This is a genomic window from Rathayibacter sp. VKM Ac-2762, from assembly GCF_009866585.1.
GTDB lineage: Bacteria > Actinomycetota > Actinomycetes > Actinomycetales > Microbacteriaceae > Rathayibacter.
Genome location: NZ_CP047419.1, coordinates 2,298,861 through 2,316,971 on the forward strand (window position 1 = coordinate 2,298,861; position 18,111 = coordinate 2,316,971).

Below are 18,111 nucleotides of genomic sequence, written 5' to 3' on the forward strand. Positions count from 1 at the left end.
CGGGACGGAGGTCAGTGACGGGCCTGCCACCAGTGCCGGATCGTCGGGAGGTACTGGCGCACCAGCGACTCCAGCCACGACGGCACGTGGGGGTGGGGCGAGGGTCCGGCCGTCGGCGGCGCGGTCGGCGTCGGCGTCGGCGTCGGCGGGGTGGTCGGCGTGGGCGTCGGGGTGGTCGGCGTCGGCGTCGGGGCGGGCCCGGCGGCGACCACCGTCGCCACGTCGTCGACGGTGAGGACTCCGGTCCCCGATCCGTTCACGTAGAGGGCGTACTGGGTCACCGAGGTCAGGTCGAGATCGGCCTCCGGGGCCCACGACGGCGGAGCGAAGGCTGAGAAGGGGACGACGGTCGGCCCCTCCGTCGCCGGGGTGACGGAGGCCTCCCAGTAGGCGCCGTTCGCGACGAACTGCACCGAGAACGGGGCCGCGGCGTCCACGTCGAGGGTCAGCCCGGAGTAGCCCCACCAGTTCTGCGGAGCATCGAACGTCTTCACGACGCCCGCGTAGCCGGCCGTGCCCGTGTCGTAGTCGAAGCGCGCGGCGCTGCCGGCGCCGGAGGGCACCAGCGTCGGCGCGATGGTGCCGCCCCCGCTGTTCCGGACGTAGGCCTCGCGGACCGCCGCGTCGTCGGCGTAGCCCTCGAAGTCGTCGACCACGACGGGCTCCGTCGGCACGGCCGAGGTCTCGAACGAGCGGACCTCGGACACGGCGGAGCCGACGCCGTTCACGGCGGTCACCCGCCAGGAGTAGCGCGTCTCGGGGGCGAGGTCGACGTCCGGGCGGACGGTGGTCGCGGTGAGCCCGGTCGTCTCCACGATCGGGTCGGAGAGGTCCTCCGATGCCGAGAGGGTGAAGCGGTAGAACGCGGCGTCGGCGGCGGGCTCCCACGAGAACGCGGGGGTCGCGGTGATCCCGTCGGCGCCGGCGGCCGGCGCGTCGAGCGCGGGGGCGGCCGGGGCGCCGAGCGGAGCGGCGTTCGGCGAGAAGAGGTTCACGGAGCCGATCTGCGGCGTCCACGCCTCGCCCGGGCCCTGCGGCCACGAGACGCGCAGCTGGTTCACGCCGGAGAGGCCGCGCACCGACAGCGTGTACTGCTTCCAGTTCCCGGTGCCGCCGCGGGTGTCGACCGCGATCGGCGCCCACGTCGCACCGTCGGCCGAGCCCTCCACGGTGAGCGGGGCGACCGGCTGGTCGGGCCAGTACCAGGCCGTCACGTCGGCGCCGCTGATGTCGTCGAAGCTCCAGGTGAGGCTCGCCGGATCGGTGCTCTCGCGCTTCACGCGGGAGACGTCTCCGCCGAACTGCGCGGGCGAGCCGGAGTCGATCGCGAGGCTGCCCGTGCGGGCCGACACCTTCGAGAAGTCGTCGAGCGGGTCGGCGAGGGCCACCGCCTCCGCCGCGCTCGTGACGGTGGCGCGCTCGAGGGTGGCGCTGCCGCTCCAGGAGAGGCGGACGGCGTCGCCGTCGAGGCCGTCCGCTCGGAGGGCGCCGCCGTCGACCGTGGTCGCGGCCGGAGTCCAGGTCGTCCCGTCGGTGCTCGTCGAGACGGTCGCGGCCGAGAGGTCCGAGAGGAGGAACTCGGCGGCGGTCACGCCGTCGCGCTGCCAGGTGATGCTCGCAGCGCCCGTCGCGGCGACGACTCCGCCGGCCGGCGTCGGCTCGAGCCGCGCGTTCTCGTGTGCCGAGCTGAGGGTCCAGGTCTGCAGCGGATCGACGAGCACCGTGCCGGCCTCGGGCGCGGCCACGGGGTCGGAGGCGGGGCCGGGGCGATCGCCCTCGCCGACCGCGACCACGCGGTAGCGCGCTCCGTCGGGCGAGTCGTAGTCGGTGACCGGGGAGGCGGAGGCGGAGACGGCGCCGTCGGTCACGTCGCTCCAGGCACCGCCGTCGACCGAGCGCTGCACGAGATAGCCCTGCGCTCCCGCGGTCCCGCGCCACGAGACGGTGGTGATGCCGTACACCTGGTCGAGGGCCGTGACGAGCGGGGCGCCGAGCTCGTGCCGGCCGGGCGTGCTGCCGACGGCCGCGCTGTAGCGCTCGACCGCGTCCACGCTCTCCCGCTCCCGCGCCGAATCGCCCGGGTAGTGGAGGGTGAAGCCGTCGTCGTGCGGGACGAAGCCCCCGCGGTCGTTGTTCCCGAACAGCGACCAGAAGAACATGCCCGAGACGTTCCGGTCGGCCGCGGCCGCGTCGAGCAGCGTGGCGGAGGCGGCCGTCGAGGCGTACTCCCCCGCGATGTAGACCTTGCCCGCGTCCGCGACGGTCCGCGCGTCGGCCGAGACCCGCTCGGCGGTCGGCGGGTAGTAGTGGACGTCGACGATGTCGAGGTCCGGCGACGCGAGGGTGTCGGGATCGATGTCGAAGCGGCGGCCGGCGGCGACGAGCTGCTCCGGGGCCTTCTCCTTCAGGTGCGCGACCTGGGCGTCGATCCACTCGCGGGTCATGCCCTCGAGCTCGTTGCCCAGCTCCCACGCCATGATCGTCGGGTCGTCGACGAAGCGCGTCCCGGTGATCGTGTTCGTGTGGTCGAGCACGTGGTCGACGTAGTCCTGGTATGCCGCGATCGTGGCCGGATCGGTGTAGAAGTCGTCCGACTCGAGGCCGAGCGGAGTCGTGAAGTCGCGGTGACCGCCGTGGTAGTACTCCCACTGGTCGGTGAGCGGCAGCACCAAGCGGATGCCGAGAGTGCCCGCGTAGGCGACCGCGAAGTCGATGGTGCGGAACGCCTCCTCGTTGTACTCGCCGAGCCGCGGCATCAGCGCGAGCGGGTCGGCGTCGTCCTGGCTGGTCGACGTCATCATGTGCGAGCGCACGACGGTGACACCGAGCCCGGCCGCCGTGTCGAGGGCGTCCTTGATGCGGAAGTAGGTCGGGTAGTCGATCCCGCCGACGTTCTCGTCGAGGCCGAGCCAGTAGATGTTCGTCCCGCTGGCACGGAAGCGCTCGCCGTCGAGGGTGAGGGCGCTGCCGTCGCGCTGGACGAACGCGGTGTTGGCGCTGGTCCAGTCGGCCGGCGCGGCCTGGGCGGAGGACGCGGTCGCGACGAGGGTCGAGGCGACGACGGCGGCGATCGCTCCGCTGGCGAGGGCCGAGCGGAGGCGGGAGCGCCTCGGGGCGGGCGGTGCTGCGGCACGGGTCATGTGTGTTCCAGGGCTCCTTCGACCGGGGTGGAGGACCGGCTCGCGTCGTTCCGCTCTCGGGATCGGGGCTCGTCGCCCCGCCCTCGTCGGCCGGTCCTCGGACAGACTCCCCTGTCCTCCCCGTCGAGGTCAATATCAAAAGTAAATAATTTATGTAACGAATGGAGACGGCAGTGCGAGCACGCGGGGCGTGGCGACGGCCGTCGACCGGCGGTCGGGGATGCTCAGGCCGCCGGCGCGCCCGTGGATCCGCGCGGGACGATCACGACGGCGGGGCTGCTGATCGCACGGCTCTCGCCACCCGCGATGCCGGCCAGGAGCTCCCGGCCGGCGAGCATCCCGATGACCTGCACGTCGTGCGAGACCGCCGAGAGCGGGGGCTCGCTGAGCTGGCACTGCGCGGAGTCGTCCCAGGCGAGGAGCGAGAGCTCGCCCGGGACGGCGAGACCGCGATCGCGGGCCTCGTCGAGTCCGCCGAGCGCCATCAGGTCGCTGTCGAAGACGACCGCCGTCGGCCGCTCGTCGCCGTCGAGCAGGGCCGCCAGAGCACGGGCCCCGGAGGCCCGCGAGTAGTCGCCCCCGGCCGTCGGTCCGGACACTCCGTGCCGCGCGCACTCCTGCGCGAACGTCTCCTCGCGGATGCGCGTGTGCAGCAGCTCCGCGGGTCCGGCGACGCGGCCGAGCCGGGAGTGGCCCTGACCTGCGAGGAAGTCGACGGCCGCGCGCATCGCGTTGTCGTCGTCCGTCCACACCGCGCGGAAGCCGACGGCGGCGCTCGGCGGGCCGATCACGACGGCGGGGAGGCCGAGGCCGCGCACGAACTCCGGCCGCGGATCCCCGTCCTCGAGGTCGACCAGGATCACGCCGCTCACCTCGCCGTCCTCGCTCCACCGCCGATAGGTCGCGAGCTCGGCGTCGGCGTCGGGCAGGACGTTGAGGAGCACCGAGTAGCCCGAGGGGCGGACCGCCCGCTCGACACCGGCGATGAACTCGTGGAAGTACGGCTCCGCGCCCATGATCTCGGTCGCCCGCACCAGTGCCAGGCCGATCGGTCTCGTCCGCGTCATCGCCACCGCCCTTCGTCGCCCGTCCAGAGTAGGGGGCCGATCGGCGCCGGAGCCGTCCCGTACGCTGACGAGCGGAACGGGAGGTGACGGCATGGCACGGCGCGAATCGACACCCGCGGCCCCCGGGAGCCGCGCCCTCGTCGTGGACCTGATCCGCTCCTCCGGGCCGATCAGCCGCGTCGAGCTGACCGCCGCGACCGGCCTCACCCAGCCCGCCATCTCGATGATCGTGCGCAAGCTCCTCACCGACGGCATCGTCCGCCAGACCGGCTCGACCTCGACCGGGGGCAAGCCGCGGCAGCTGCTCGAGATCAACGCGCGGGCGAGGATCGCCATCGGCCTGCAGCTCGGCTTCGAGTCGATCACCCTGGTCGCGACCGACACGGGCGGAGGCGTGATCGCACGCCAGCAGATCGACGGCGCCGCGCTCGCCTCCCCGGAGGAGGTCACCGCGCGCCTGGTCCGGGCCTACGACGACTTCATCCGCGGGACCGGGATCGACCGCGGCTCGATCGCGGGCGTGGCGGTCGTCGCTCCCGGCCCGATCGACCAGGCCGCGGGCCGCGTCCTCGGCCCGCCGACGCTGCACCACTGGCGCGACCACCCGCTCCGCCAGGAGCTCGGCGCCGGTCTGGGCGCGCCGATCCTGCTCGACAACGACGCCGCCGCCGCCGCGATCGGCGAGTTCTGGAGCCGCGGCGTCTCGCGGCACCGCACCTTCGGGAGCATCTACGTCGGCACCGGCATCGGGGCCGGCGTCGTCCTCGACGGCGCACTGCTGCGCGGGGCGAGCTCGAACGCGGTCGAGATCGGCCACGTCACGATCGTGCCGGGCGGGCGCGAGTGCTTCTGCGGCAACGTCGGCTGCCTCGAGCGGTACGCCTCGCCGACGGTGGTCGTGGAGGAAGCGCGCTCCGACCGCGCCGCGTTCGCCGACCTCGACCTCGCCTTCCGCGCCGAGGAGCACGCCCGCGACTTCGACGTGCTCAGCCTGGCGGCGATCAACGGCCATCCGGCGGCCCTCGCCCTGATCGAGCGCGCGGCCGGGCACCTGGCCGACGGCGCTCTGATCCTGGCCAACCTGTTCGACCTCGACGAGCTGGTCCTCACCGGCCCCGGAGTCGCCATCGCCGGATCGATCCACACCCGCGCGATCCGCGCCCGCCTCGACGAGCGCCGCTTCGCCCGCCGGGCCCACCCGATCGAGGTCGAGCTCTCGAGCAACCCGCGCGACGCGGCCGCCGTCGGAGCGTCCTCCCTCGTGCTGCAGAGCACCCTCTCGCCCGGGCACGGGCCGGTGCTCCTGCAGCCCGGAGGGCGCGATGGCTGAGGCCGTCGTCTCCGCCGGCCGGCTGCTCGGGCGGACCGTCGAGACGCCGGACGGAGCGGCGCACGCGTTCCTCGGGGTGCCCTACGCGGGCGACCCCCGGCGCTTCCTCCCGGCTCCGCCGCTCGAGGCCTGGAGCGGACGGCGCGAGGCGCTGGAGCCCGGACCGCGGGCTCCGCAGACGTCGGGTGGAAGCGAGACCGGCTGCCTGACCGTGAACGTCTGGACGCCGGAGGCAGCCGAGGCCTGCCCGGTGATCGTCTGGATCCACGGGGGGCTGCACGTCGCCGGCTCCCCCTCCGAGCCCTTCTGCGACGGAGCACGGCTCGCCGCCCGGACCGGCACCGTCGTCGTGGCGCTCGGCCACCGGCTCGGCGCGCTCGGATTCCTCACCGTGGACCACCTCCTCGGCCACGAGTACCGCGACTCCGCGAACGCGGGCCTGCACGACACCGTCGCCGCGCTCGAGTGGGTCCGCGACGAGATCGCGGCGTTCGGAGGAGACCCCGGTCGGATCACGCTGGCCGGCCAGTCCGCCGGCGCGACGTCGGCCGCGATGCTGCTCGCAGCGCCCCGCGCCGAGGGCCTCTTCGCGCGAGCGGTGCTGCAGAGCGCGAACCCCGAGCGCGTCGGGTCGCGCGAGTACGGCGAGGAGGCGACGGCGGAGCTGCTCGACCTGCTCGGCGCGCCGCCGGAGCGGCTCCTCGACCTGCCCTGGCCTCGCCTGATCGAGGCGCAGGACCGCCTGCTCGCCCGCCGCTCGGCCGCGGGTCCGAACACCGTCGCCGTGTTCCGGGCGGGCCTCGACGGCCGCCTGCTGACCCGCGACCCGGTGTCCGCCGTCGCGGCGGGAGCCTCGAGCGGAGTGGATCTCGTCGTGACGACGAACGTCAACGAGGGCTCGGGCTCCGTCGACCTCCGGGCTCCCGACTCCGTCGAGCTGCGCGCACAGCTCGACCGGCACGTCGCCGACCTGCTTCCGGGAGGGGACGCGGGGGCCTATCGAGAGGCTCTGGCGGCCGACCTGGGCCGCACCCCCTCGGACGCCGAGGCCCTGGAGGCGTGCCTCGCCGACGAGATCTACCGGCAGCCGAGTCTGCGGCTGCTCGACGCCCGGGCCGCAGCGACCGGATCGACGCGCGCCGCCCTGTTCGCCTGGCGCGCCGACGACTCCCGCGGCGCGACCCACTCCCTCGAGCTGCCCTTCCTCTTCCGCAGCCTCGACGACGCCCGTGGCACGATCGGGCCCGCCCCGCAGCGCCTCAGCGACGAGGTCTCGTCGCGCTGGGCCGCCTTCGCGGCGACGGGCGACGCCGGCTGGCCCGAGTACGGATCCGAGCGCACGACGCTCGTGCTCGACGACCCCGTCCGGATCGTCGACGCTCCCCGCGAGCACCTGCGCCGCCTGGTCGCATCCCACCGCCGCTGATCCCACCGGCCACTGGCCCCGTCCAGGCGGTTAGGTTAGGTTAACCTTCGCAACCCCCACCACCCCCTTCGAAGGATCGCCGTGCCCGCCACTCGCACCCCCCTCCGCCTGACCGCCGTCGCCTCGCTCGGCCTCGCCGCGCTGCTGCTCACCGCCTGCTCGGGAGGAGCCGACGCCGGCTCCGAGGGCACGTCCGAGAGCAGCGCCGCCGAGAGCGGCGAGGGCTTCCCCGTCACCGTCGACCACGCCTTCGGCAGCACCACCGTCGAGTCGGCCGACCGCGTCGTCGCGACGAGCTGGACCAACCAGGACGTGGCGCTCGCGCTGGGCGTGACCCCGGTCGGCTTCACCCGCGCCTCCTACGGCGACGAGGACGGCGACGGCCTGCTGGTGTGGACGAAGGAGGCGCTCGACGCCTCCGGCGCCGAGACCCCGACCCTGTTCGACGAGACCGACGGCGTGCCCTTCGAGGCGATCTCGGACCTCAGCCCGACCGTGATCCTCTCGGCCTACTCCGGCATCACCCGGCAGGACTACGACACCCTCAGCCAGATCGCCCCCACCGTCGCCTACCCGGGCCTGCCCTGGGGCACGACCTGGCAGGACTCCGCGAAGCTCGACGGCGCCGCGCTGGGCCTCGAGGACGAGGCCGTCGCGAAGGTCGGCGAGATCGAGAGCGACATCACGCAGACCACCGCGTCCTACCCGCAGCTCGCGGGCACCACGTTCATGTACGGCTGGTACGACCCGACCGACGCGAGCACCTTCACCTACTACACGCCGAACGACGCGCGCGTGAAGTTCGTCGAGGACCTCGGACTCGACGTCGCCCCGAGCGTCGCCGAGCTCTCCGGCGACTCGGAGGCGTTCAGCGGCACGATCAGCTCCGAGAACGCCGACCAGCTCGACGCCGACGTGCTCGTCGTCTACGGCGACGACACGACCCTCGCCGCACTGCAGGCCGACCCGCTGCTCTCCAAGATCCCGGCCGTCGAGCGCGGCTCCGTCTACGTGCTGGAGGACGGCTCCTCCGCCGCCATGGCCACCTCGTCGCCGAACCTGCTCAGCATCCCGTGGGTGCTCGACGAGTACACCGCCGGCCTCGCCGCGGCCGCCGACAAGGTGTCGTGACCCGCACCGCACCCACCCGGAAGACGAGGGCGACCGCGCTGGCGGTCGCCCTCGTCGCGCTGGCCGTCGCGTCGGTCCTCTCGCTCGTGTACGGCTCCCGCGAGATCCCGCTCGGCGAGGTCTGGCCGGCGCTGACCTCGCCCGATCCGGCGTCCATCGTCGACGCAGCGGTGCAGGGGCGGGTGCCGCGGACGGTCCTCGCGATCCTGGTCGGCGCCGCGCTCGGGCTCGCCGGAGCCGTGATGCAGGGCCTGACCCGCAACCCGCTCGCCGATCCGGGCATCCTCGGCCTCAACTCCGGCGCCTCGCTCGCGGTCGTGCTCGGGATCGCCGGGGTCGGCGCGACGAGCCTGCCGCAGTTCATCTGGCTCGCGTTCCTCGGAGCCGCCGCCGCCGGGGCGTTCGTCTACGCGGTCGCGTCGCTCGGCCGCGAGGGCGCCACTCCGCTGAAGCTCGCCCTCGCCGGAGCCGCGACCGCCGCCGCGCTCACCTCCCTCATCAGCGCGGTCCTGCTCACGCAGGAGACCACGCTGAACCGCTTCCGCTTCTGGCAGGTCGGCGGAGTCGGCGGCGCCGAGACCGCGAGCATCCTGCAGGTCCTCCCGTTCCTCGCGGTCGGCGCGGTGCTGGCTCTGTCCAGCGCGCGGGGGCTCGACGCCCTGGCGCTCGGCGACGACCTGGCGACCGGCCTCGGCCGGCGCGTGGGGCGCATCCGCCTGGTCGCGGGGCTCGCGGCCGTGCTGCTCTGCGGCGCCGCGACCGCGATCGCCGGGCCGATCGGATTCATCGGCCTGGTCGTCCCGCACCTCGCCCGCCGCGTCACCGGCCCCGCGCACGCCTGGCTGCTGCCCTCCTCCGCTCTGCTCGGCGCCCTGCTGCTGCTCGTCGCCGACGTGGTCGGCCGCGTGATCGCCCGGCCGAGCGACGTCGAGGTGGGCATCGTGACCGCGCTGATCGGCGCCCCGGTGCTCATCGCGATCGTGCGCCGCTCGAAGGTGCGGGCGCTGTGAGGACCGCGGAGGCGCCCGCCGCGGTCGGCATCGCGGCCGGCCGCACGCTGCGCCGTCGGCGCACGGTCATCGGCTGCGCGGTCCTCGCGGTGCTCGTGCTGGCGCTCGTCGTCGTCTCGCTCACGGTCGGCAGCACGGTCTACTCGGTGCCGGAGGTCGTCCGCGTGATCCTCGGCGAGACCGTGCCGGGCGCCTCCTTCACCGTGGGCACGCTGCGGCTGCCGCGCACCATCACGGCCGTCCTGGTGGGCGTGGGCTTCGGGATGGGCGGCGTGATCTTCCAGACGATGCTGCGCAACGCCCTCGCCAGCCCCGACATCATCGGCATCACGTCGGGGGCGAGCGCGGCGGCCGTCGTCGCGATCGCGTTCTTCGGGCTCTCGGGCGGCGCGGTCTCGGTGATCGCGGTCGCGGCCGGGCTCGCGACGGCCCTGATCATCGCCGGGCTGGCCGAGGGCGGCGGAGTGATCGGGGCGCGGCTGATCCTCATCGGCATCGGCGTCGCGGCGATGTTCCAGAGCGTGATCGCCTACGTGCAGACCCGCGCCGACTTCGAGGACGTCCAGGAGTCGCTGCGCTGGCTGACCGGCAGCCTCAACTCGGCCGCCTGGCCCTCCGTCCCGCCGCTCGCGCTGACGATGCTCGTGTTGGTGCCGCTGGCGCTGCTGCTCTCGGGCCGGCTCGGCGTGCTGCAGCTCGGCGACGAGTCGGCGACCGCGCTCGGACTCGACGTGCGGCGCAGCCGGCTGGCACTGCTCGCGGTCGGAGTCGGCCTCGTGGCCGTCGCGACCGCCGCCACCGGCCCGATCGCGTTCGTCGCCTTCGTCTCGGGGCCGATCGCGCGGCGGATCCTGCCGAGCGCGCGCACGCTGCTGATCCCCTCCGCCCTGGTCGGCGCGGTCGTGGTGCTCGCCGCCGACCTGCTCGCCCAGTACGTCGTCGGCGCGCTGTTCTCGGGCGCGCGCTTCCCGGTCGGCGTCGTCACCGGCGCCCTCGGCGCGCCCTTCCTGCTCTGGCTCCTCGCCCGCCGCAACCGCTCCGGAGGCTCCCTGTGACCGACGCCCCGCCCACCCTCGCCGCCGACGCGGTCACCCTCGCCTACGACGAGCGCGTGGTGGTCGACGGGCTCTCGCTCGCCGTGCCGCCCGGCCGGATCACGGTGATCGTCGGCGCGAACGCCTGCGGCAAGTCGACGCTCCTGCGCGCGATGGCGCGGCTGATCACCCCGCGCTCGGGGAGCGTCCTGCTCGACGGGCGCGCGATCCACCGGCTCCCGACGCGCCAGGTCGCGCAGCAGGTGGGGCTGCTGCCGCAGACCCCGATCGCCCCGGAGGGGATCGCCGTCTCGGACCTGGTCGCCCGGGGCCGCTACCCGCACCGGGGCCTCTTCGGCCGCGGCTCCGGATCGGACGACGACGCGATCGTCGAGGAGGCGCTGCGCGACACCGGCACGCTCGAGCTCGCCGACCGCCCCGTGGACGAGCTCTCGGGCGGGCAGCGCCAGCGGGTGTGGATCGCGATGGCCCTCGCCCAGCGGACCGACGTGCTCCTCCTGGACGAGCCGACGACCTACCTCGACGTGTCGCACCAGGTCGAGGTGCTCGACCTGCTCACCGACCTCAACCGCTCGCGCGGGACGACCATCGTGATCGTGCTGCACGACCTCAACCTCGCCGCCCGCTACGCCGACCACCTCGTCGCCGTGCGCGACGGCGCCCTGTACGCCTCGGGCACGCCCGCCGAGGTGGTGACGCCGGAGACGGTGCGCGCGGTGTTCGGGATGGAGTCGCGCGTGATCGAGGACCCGGTCTCGCGGACGCCGCTGGTGCTGCCCATCGGGCGCCACCACTCGGGCTGAGCCCGGCCGTTCAGGGCCGAGCGGTCAGGGCCGGCCGGTCAGGCCGGGGCCGCGGCCAGGGAGGCGCCGTCGACGAGCGTGCAGCGGAGGAGCTGCTGCTCCCGTCGCGCGGGGTCGCCCTCGATGAGGATCTGCACGGCGCGGCGCCCCATGTCGCGCCGGGGCAGCTCGAAGCCGGCCTGCCAGCCGGTGCGGTCGGCCGATCCGGAGAGCGACACCAGCGACAGGTCGCCCGGCACCGCCACCCCCTCGGCCTCGGCGGCCTCCTGCAGGAGGACGAACTGCTCCTCCTGCTCGGCGAGGACGACCGTGACGCCCTCGGCGGCGATCCGGCGGATCCACTCCCGCGGCGACGCCTCCGGCCCCGGCACGAGGTGGAGGAAGCCGTCGCCGAGCTCGGCCCGCGCGCCGGCCATGCGGTCGGTGTACGACTCGACACCCTCGCCGTGGCCGGCGTAGGCGAAGCGGGTGTGGCCGAGGGCGCGCGCGCAGGAGATCAGCTCGCGGACGATCGACGCGTAGTCGGCGGCCACGTAGGGCACGGGCCCGCCGGCGTCGTCGCGGCGGCCGACGCTGACGAAGGAGAAGCCGCTCGCGTTGAGGAACTCGAGCTCCTCACGGGGCATGTGCTGCCCGAGGAGGATGCAGGAGTCGGCCAGGCGCAGCCGGGTGGTGCCGCCGCTGAGGCCGCCGCGACGGCCGCCGACGCGACCGCTGGTCAGCAGGAGGAGGTCGATGTCGCGGTTCTGCGCCTCCTCCTCGATGCCGGCGAGGAACGGGTGGAAGAAGTCCTCGCGGTCGAGCGGGAACAGGCTCTCGTAGGTGTAGACGCCGATCATGCCGGTGCCGACCTGCTTGAGGCGGCGCGCGATGGGGTCGGCGACGTACCCCGTCTCCTGGATCGCCTTGAGGATCCGCGCCCGCGTCGCCTCCGGGACCCGGGCGAGCTGCTCGCCCTTGTCGTTGAGCACGAACGACACCGTCGTCTGGCTGACTCCCGCGAGACGCGCGATGTCCTTCTGCGTGATCCGCGGCACCCGGACACCCCCGCTTCATCCTGGTAATAGGTATTACGTCTTGACCTCAGGCTACCGATGACGAAGGATCGCCGTACGCCCATCCGGGGCGAGAGAGGGCGGAACGTCGACGATGATGAATCCCGCAGACCCAGACAACCAGACCACGGCCTCCCCGAGGCCCGATCGGCAGCACAAGCCCGATCAGCAGCCCGAGCACGATCCGCAGCGCAGGCCCGACAACTCGCGCCGCCTCTTCCTCGCCGGAGGCGCCGCCGCCCTCGCCGGTGCGGCAGGGGCCGTCGGCGCCGCCACTCCGGCCGCCGCCGCGCCCCCGGCCGACGCTCCCGGGCAGAAGAAGCGCCTGAGCGTCACCGAGGGGCCGATCTCGCCGCTCGACAAGGAGTTCCGCTGGGACGACCGCGCCGGCGCCGACAACACCCGCGCGGTGCAGGCGGCCATCGACAAGGCGATGACCGCTCCGGGCGGCGAGGTGTCGCTGCCCGCCGGCGAGATCCGGGTGACGGGCCTCGCGGTCGACTACCGCGGCTACCCGGTGCAGCCCGAGAACGGGCCGCCCTACGGCTACGCCGGGCCGAAGATCGTCGGCGCCGGCATGCGCCAGACGAGGATCGTCCAGATCGAGGGCTCGACCCGCGACATCTTCACCGTCTCCGGCCAGACCGGCGACGCGGCCGGCCCCGCCAACAACAACAAGGCCACCGGCGTCGTCCTCGCCGACTTCGAGATGACGGGCACGCCCTCCGGCGGCCACGGGATGTCGCTGCGCTCGCTGGTCAACTGCGAGTTCCGCAACCTGTGGATCCAGAAGACCGGCAAGTCGGGCATCTTCCGCGAGCGCGCCACCTTCGTCTCGGGCGTCGACGACGAGTACTCGTACGCCAACTCCTGGAACAAGATCAAGATCGTCGCCCCCGCCGGCTGGGGCGTGGAGGACTCGGGCAAGGCCTCCATCGGCGGCTCGATGACCAACGTCGAGGCGATCAGCCCCGGCCTCGGCGGCTTCCTCCTCGCGCCGACGAACATGACGCTGCTCGACTGCCAGGCCATCGGCGGCACGGTCGGCCTCCGGTCGATCCGCAACGAGAACCGGCGCTCGGTCAACTCCGGCCTGACCCTGATCAACTTCCGCTCGGAGGGCTCCCGCGACGGCTGGGAGGTGCTGATCGAGGCCGGCACGAGCCACATGATCGTGAACCCGAACTTCTTCCCGACCTCGGGCGCGAACTGCCTCGGCGTCGGCCTGACGAACGGCGGAGCGGACTTCGAGGTGCGCAACCTCACCGTCCTCGGCGGCTTCTACGGGCTCAGCCTCGGCCGCTTCCCGCAGCAGAAGGCGATCGTGCTGGGCAGCGACTCCTCCCAGACGCGCCTCGTGAACCCGTTCATCGAGCGCGGCGCCGCGGGAGTGGACGAGGGCTCGCTGATCGTCGACGACGGACGCCTGACCTCGTTCGAGCTCGGCCGCGGCCGGGTGGAGCGCGCGGCCGGCTACACCACGGTCGCCCGCGCCCCCGAGACCATCCCGACCCCTCCGGCCGGGCAGGTCAACGAGGGCTGGGAGCGCTCCGGCGACACCTGGCGGAAGGTGGCCGTCTTCCCCGACGGGCACCGCGTCGTCATCGCCTCCTGACCCCGGGCGGCGGCGCCCTCCGCGCCGCCGCCCTCCCCCACCGCACACGGAACGAGCACCAGAACGCATGCATGACGACAGCACCCGCATCGAAGCCCGCATCGCCCGCTTCCGCGCCGAGAGCCTCCGGCCGGCGATCCACCGGGCGGTCGAGCCGCTCGGGATCGAGTCGTGGACCGCTCCGGGCGAGCCGGTCCCCTTCGACCAGGCGCGGGCCGCGTCCTACGCGCCCGCCCGCATCGGGGAGCCGTGGGGCGCCCCCTGGGGCACCGTGTGGTTCCACGTGCGCGGCGAGATCCCCGCCTCCTGGGTCGGCGTCGACGGCTGCGAGCCCGAGCTCGTCGTCGACCTCGGCTACACCGGCGCCCAGTCCGGCTTCGAGGCGGAGGGGCTCGTCTTCACCGCGACCGGCACGGTCGTGAAGGCCGTCGAGCCGTTCAACCAGTCGGTCCCGCTCGACCGGCTGCCCGGCCGCGAGGCGGGCGACCGCACGGTCGAGCTCTACATCGAGGCCGCCGCCAACCCGAACATCACCGGCGACTGGTCCTTCACCCCCACGGCGCTCGGCGGCCGCCCCGCCGACGGCGCCCTGCCGTCCGACCCGCTCTACCGCCTCCGCCGTCTCGAGCTCGGACTGCTCGACCGGGAGGTCTGGGAGCTGGAGCAGGACATGGCCGTGCTCGTCGGGCTGATCGGGCAGCTGCCCGAGTCCTCCCAGCGCCGCGCCGAGATCGTGCGCGCCCTCGACCGCGCCGTCGACGTCCTCGATCCGGACGACGTGTCCGGCACCGCCGCCGCCGGCCGGGAGGCGCTGCGGACCGTCCTCGAGCGCCCCGCCTCGGCCAGCGCGCACCACCTTCACGCCGTCGGCCACGCCCACATCGACTCCGCCTGGCTCTGGCCCGCCCGCGAGACCGCCCGCAAGGTGGCCCGCACCTTCTCCAACGTCTGCGACCTGATCGAGCGCGAGGAGGGCTTCGTCTTCGCCGCCTCCTCCGCGCAGCAGTACGCGTGGCTGAAGCGCGACCACCCGGAGCTGTTCGAGCGCGTCCGCGGCCACGTGCTCGCGGGCCGCTTCGTGCCGGTCGGCGGGATGTGGGTCGAGTCGGACACGAACATGCCCGGCGGCGAGGCGCTCGTGCGCCAGCTGCTCGAGGGCAAGCGCTTCTTCCTCGACGAGTTCGGGATCGACACCGAGGAGGTCTGGCTCCCGGACTCCTTCGGCTACTCCGCCGCGCTGCCGCAGATCATCGCAGGAGCGGGCGGGCGCTGGTTCCTCACGCAGAAGATCTCGTGGAACGAGACCAACACGATGCCCCACCACACCTTCTGGTGGGAGGGCATCGACGGCACCCGCGTGTTCACGCACTTCCCGCCCGTCGACCTCTACAACTCCGACCTCTCCGGCGAGGACCTCGCCCGCGCCGAGCGCCAGTACGCCGAGAAGGGCAGCGGCACCATGTCGCTCGTGCCCTTCGGCTACGGCGACGGCGGAGGAGGCCCCAACCGCGAGATGATCGCGGCCGCCCGCCGCACGCGCAGCCTCGAGGGCTCGCCGACCGTCGAGCTGTCCACGCCCCGCCGCTTCTTCGAGGAGGCGCAGGCCGAGTACCCGGACGCGCCCACCTGGTCGGGCGAGCTCTACCTCGAGTTCCACCGCGGCACCTACACGTCGCAGGCGCGCACCAAGCAGGGCAACCGCCGCAGCGAGCACCTGCTCCGCGAGATCGAGCTGTGGGCGACCACGGCCCTCGTCCGCGCCGGGGTCCCGTACCCGGCCGACGAGCTGCGCGAGATGTGGCGGACGGTCCTCCTGCAGCAGTTCCACGACATCCTGCCCGGCACCTCCATCGCCTGGGTGCACCGCGAGGCGGAGGAGAACTACGCCCGCATCGCGCAGCGGATCGAGGAGATGATCGCCGAGACCGTCCGGGCCCTCGCCGGCGAGGGCTCCGCGGAGCTGCTGGTGAACTCCTCCCCCTTCGCCGTCGGGGGCGTGCCGGCGCTCGGCGCGGCCGCGGCCGACCCCGCCGCGGAGCACTCGGCCCCGACGCTCCGCTCCGACGGCGACGCCCACGTCCTCGACAACGGGCTCGTCCGGGTGCGGATCGGCGCCTCCGGGCTCCTCGAGTCGGTCGTGGACCTCGCGAGCGGCCGGGAGGTCGTGCCCGCCGGCGCCGCCGCGGGCCTCCTCCAGCTCCACCGCGACACCCCGAACAAGTGGGACGCCTGGGACCTCGACGACAACTACCGCCGCACGGTGGAGGACCTCGTCGGCGTCGACTCGGTCCGCGCCGGCACCGTGAGCGACCCGCTCGGCCGCGAGGTCCCGGCGGTCGTGATCACCCGCTCGTTCGGCGGCTCCACGGTCGCGCAGACCGTCTCGCTGCAGATCGGCCGGGCGGCCGTCGACCTCGACCTCGACATCGACTGGCACGAGCGCCGCAAGCTGCTCAAGCTCGCCTTCCCGCTCGACCTGCTCTCGGACCGGGCGACGTCCGAGATCCAGTTCGGCCACGTGCACCGCCCGACCCACGTGAACACGACGTGGGACGCCGCCCGCTTCGAGACCGTCGCGCACCGCTGGGTGCACGTCGGCGAGCCGGGCTTCGGCGTCGCGGTCGTCAACGACTCCACCTACGGGCACGACATCACCCGCGACCGCGCCGCGGCCGGCACCCCGACGACCACGGTCCGGCTCTCGCTCCTGCGCGCGCCGCTGTTCCCCGACCCGGACGCCGACCAGGGCCGCCACCGCCTCGCCGTCTCGCTCGTGGTCGGCGCCGATCTGCCCGACGCCGTCGAGGCCGGCTACGCGCTGAACACCCCGGTACGCAGGCTCACCGGCGCCGCGCCCGTCGCTCCCCTGGTGTCGGTCGACGACCCCTCGGTGATCGTCGAGGCCGTGAAGGCGGCGGACGACGGGAGCGGCGACGTGATCGTGCGGCTCTACGAGTCGCTCGGCCGCCGCGCCGCAGCGACCCTCCGCGCCGCCTTCGCCGTCCGGGCGGCCACCCGCACCGACCTGATGGAGCGCCAGACCGAGCAGGTCCGCATCGAGAGCTCCGTCGAGGCGGAGTCGGCCGACGTGCGGCTCGAGCTGCGCCCGTTCGAGATCGCGACGGTGCGCCTGGCGCGCTGAGCGCGAGGGGACGAGGCCGGTCGCGGAAGGCAGCCCCTCCGCGACCGGCTACGTGGTGTTGCCGTGGCGCCGATAGTCGGGGTGGAGACGCACCCAGAGGACCGAGACCGCTCCGTCCTCGACGTCGACGCCGATGACCGCCTCCGCATCGTCCCCGCGCAGGAGGACCAGTCCGGGTCGGCCGTTCACGTCGCGCAGCGTGAGCACTCGGCCGGCCGTCGGCGTCGTGCCGTGGAGCAGCACCCGGACGGCGTCGACGACACCGCTCACGACGCGAGCACCCTGCCGGTCGGGCCGGCCGGGATCGACGACGACGCTGACCGAGGGGCTCAGCAGGCGGCCGATCCCGCTCGGGTCGCCGTCGTCGATCGCGGCACGCAGCGCCGAGACCGCTCTGCGGTCGGTGGACCGCCCGATCCCCGCTCCGAGACCGATGAGTGCGAGGCCCACCCGGGTCGCGCTCCATCCCCCGCTCCGCGGACGCGCGGCCGTTCCCGTCCGCATCAGCACTGCCGTTCCCGGGTCATCGCACCAGCCACTCCTCGAGGGTCGTCTCTGCCAGCCGGTGAGCGAGGGCGGGGTCGTGGCCCGGCGTCAGGGACCGGTCGTCGACGTTCCCGCCGTAGTAGCCGACCGCCGGGTCCTCCACGATCTCGCGGGTGTCGCCGGCCTTCGCGAGCACGCGGCGGCCGAGCTCGACGATCGGGAGGGCCTCGGGTCCGGCCAGCTCCCAGGTCGCGTCGGCGGGCGCCCTGGTCGCGACCTCCGCGAGGACCTCCGAGACGTCCGATGCTGCGATCGGCTGCATGAGCACCGGGGACAGGCGGACGACGGTGTCGTCCGCGGTCCCCTCCGCGATTCCGGCGATGAACTCGAAGAACTGGGTGGCGCGGACGATCGTGTACGGGGTGCCGCTCTCCTTGACGATGTCCTCCTGAGCGACCTTGGCGCGCATGTAGCCGATGTCGGGCATGCGGTCGGCGCCGACGATGGAGAGCACCACGTGGTGTCCGATGCCGGCGCGCTCGGCCTCCTCGGCGATGGTGAGGGTCGAGGTCCGGAAGAACTCCATGACCGGCCCGTCGGCGAAGGACGGCGAATTGGGGATGTCCACGACGACGTCCGCGCCGGCGAAGGCCTCGCGGACACCGGCACCCGTCACCGTGTCGACGCCGGTCGAGGGGGACGCGGCGAGGACGTCGTGCCCTGCTCCGCGCAGCAGCTCGACCAGTCTCCTGCCGATGAGTCCGGATCCTCCGACGATGACGATTCTCATGGTGTTCCTTCCGAGAGGTGGCCTGGGAGCCGGGAGGCTGCGGCCGTTCGACAGGAGTGAC

13 protein-coding genes are annotated in these 18,111 nt (G+C 73.8%); 8 read left to right on the plus strand and 5 right to left on the minus strand.

Annotated elements, in window-relative coordinates; genetic code table 11:
• Positions 1 to 11: 11 nt before the first annotated feature.
• Together GTU71_RS10865 and GTU71_RS10870 are read right to left on the minus strand one after the other, a co-directional pair.
• On the minus strand, positions 12 to 3,140 hold the full coding sequence (locus tag GTU71_RS10865) for a carbohydrate binding domain-containing protein (RefSeq protein ID WP_159940059.1): 3,129 nt from the start codon (positions 3,138 to 3,140) through the stop codon (positions 12 to 14).
• Positions 3,141 to 3,364: 224 nt separating this feature from the next.
• On the minus strand, positions 3,365 to 4,207 hold the full coding sequence (locus GTU71_RS10870) for a substrate-binding domain-containing protein (RefSeq protein ID WP_208543581.1): 843 nt from the start codon (positions 4,205 to 4,207) through the stop codon (positions 3,365 to 3,367).
• A 91-nt stretch (positions 4,208 to 4,298) separates the two neighbouring features.
• On the opposite strand from GTU71_RS10870, the gene GTU71_RS10875 reads away from it, so the two are divergent.
• The 6 genes from GTU71_RS10875 (at position 4,299) to GTU71_RS10900 (ending at position 10,962) form a co-directional block, all read left to right on the plus strand.
• The gene (locus tag GTU71_RS10875; RefSeq protein WP_104234022.1) at positions 4,299 to 5,537 is read left to right on the plus strand and encodes an ROK family transcriptional regulator; all 1,239 of its coding nucleotides are present in this window, start codon (positions 4,299 to 4,301) and stop codon (positions 5,535 to 5,537) included.
• Entirely contained in the window at positions 5,530 to 6,963 is a 1,434-nt protein-coding gene (locus GTU71_RS10880; protein WP_104247754.1) for a carboxylesterase family protein, read from the plus strand. Before GTU71_RS10875 ends, GTU71_RS10880 begins: the two co-directional genes overlap by 8 nt.
• 81 nt (positions 6,964 to 7,044) lie before the next feature.
• The gene (locus GTU71_RS10885; protein WP_104329680.1) at positions 7,045 to 8,094 is read left to right on the plus strand and encodes an iron-siderophore ABC transporter substrate-binding protein; all 1,050 of its coding nucleotides are present in this window, start codon (positions 7,045 to 7,047) and stop codon (positions 8,092 to 8,094) included.
• Positions 8,091 to 9,104, plus strand: coding sequence for an iron ABC transporter permease (locus tag GTU71_RS10890; protein WP_159940061.1), 1,014 nt, complete (start codon positions 8,091 to 8,093; stop codon positions 9,102 to 9,104). Before GTU71_RS10885 ends, GTU71_RS10890 begins: the two co-directional genes overlap by 4 nt.
• Entirely contained in the window at positions 9,101 to 10,159 is a 1,059-nt protein-coding gene (locus tag GTU71_RS10895) for an iron chelate uptake ABC transporter family permease subunit (protein ID WP_104261585.1), read from the plus strand. The genes GTU71_RS10890 and GTU71_RS10895 overlap by 4 nt, the downstream gene beginning before the upstream one ends.
• The gene (locus GTU71_RS10900) at positions 10,156 to 10,962 is read left to right on the plus strand and encodes an ABC transporter ATP-binding protein (RefSeq protein ID WP_104224308.1); all 807 of its coding nucleotides are present in this window, start codon (positions 10,156 to 10,158) and stop codon (positions 10,960 to 10,962) included. Before GTU71_RS10895 ends, GTU71_RS10900 begins: the two co-directional genes overlap by 4 nt.
• Before the next feature lie 38 nt (positions 10,963 to 11,000).
• Here GTU71_RS10900 and GTU71_RS10905 read toward each other — a convergent pair whose 3' ends face one another.
• The gene (locus GTU71_RS10905) at positions 11,001 to 11,999 is read right to left on the minus strand and encodes a LacI family DNA-binding transcriptional regulator (RefSeq protein WP_104255943.1); all 999 of its coding nucleotides are present in this window, start codon (positions 11,997 to 11,999) and stop codon (positions 11,001 to 11,003) included.
• Between the two features lie 112 nt (positions 12,000 to 12,111).
• Between GTU71_RS10905 and GTU71_RS10910 the strand changes: the two genes are divergently transcribed.
• Positions 12,112 to 13,632 carry a hypothetical protein gene (locus GTU71_RS10910; RefSeq protein ID WP_104234018.1) on the plus strand — a complete coding sequence of 507 codons (1,521 nt, stop codon included), beginning with the start codon at positions 12,112 to 12,114 and terminating at the stop codon, positions 13,630 to 13,632.
• A 67-nt stretch (positions 13,633 to 13,699) separates the two neighbouring features.
• Complete coding sequence (locus tag GTU71_RS10915) at positions 13,700 to 16,774, plus strand: glycoside hydrolase family 38 C-terminal domain-containing protein (protein WP_159940063.1); 3,075 nt, start codon at positions 13,700 to 13,702, stop codon at positions 16,772 to 16,774.
• A gap of 48 nt (positions 16,775 to 16,822) precedes the next feature.
• On the opposite strand, the gene GTU71_RS10920 is transcribed toward GTU71_RS10915, so the two are convergent.
• The gene (locus tag GTU71_RS10920) at positions 16,823 to 17,224 is read right to left on the minus strand and encodes a hypothetical protein (protein ID WP_159940065.1); all 402 of its coding nucleotides are present in this window, start codon (positions 17,222 to 17,224) and stop codon (positions 16,823 to 16,825) included.
• Positions 17,225 to 17,297: 73 nt separating this feature from the next.
• On the minus strand, positions 17,298 to 18,050 hold the full coding sequence (locus GTU71_RS10925; RefSeq protein ID WP_159940067.1) for an SDR family oxidoreductase: 753 nt from the start codon (positions 18,048 to 18,050) through the stop codon (positions 17,298 to 17,300).
• Positions 18,051 to 18,111: the final 61 nt, after the last annotated feature.